This window comes from Cytobacillus sp. Bac17 (genome assembly GCF_024519925.1).
GTDB classification, from domain to species: domain Bacteria; phylum Bacillota; class Bacilli; order Bacillales; family Cytobacillaceae; genus Cytobacillus; species Cytobacillus pseudoceanisediminis.
Map to the genome: position 1 here is coordinate 1 of NZ_JALJRC010000129.1, position 318 is coordinate 318.

Below are 318 nucleotides of genomic sequence, written 5' to 3' on the forward strand. Positions count from 1 at the left end.
TCCCTGTTTTCTGCTTCTTCTGTCCGAAGTGGCACTAAGTTCGGACTCACTCTCCCTGTTTTCTGCTTCTTCTGTCCGAAGTGGGACTAAGTTCGGACTCACTCTCCCTGTTTTCTGCTTCTTCTGTCCGAAGTGGCACTAAGTTCGGACTCACTCTTGCTGTTTTTTTCCCTTCTTCTGTCCGAAGTGACGCTAAGTTCGGACTCACTCTCCCTGTTTTCTGCTTCTTTCTGTCCGAAGTGGCACTAAGTTCGGACTCACTTTCCCTGTTTTCTGCTTCTTCTGTCCGAAGTGGCACTAAGTTCGGACTCACTCTCC

1 pseudogene is annotated in these 318 nt (G+C 49.1%); it reads right to left on the bottom strand.

Features of this window, described 5'->3' with window-relative positions:
- Positions 1–46: 46 nt before the first annotated feature.
- Positions 47–318: pseudogene (locus tag NR125_RS29500) on the bottom strand (hypothetical protein); the annotation flags it as partial.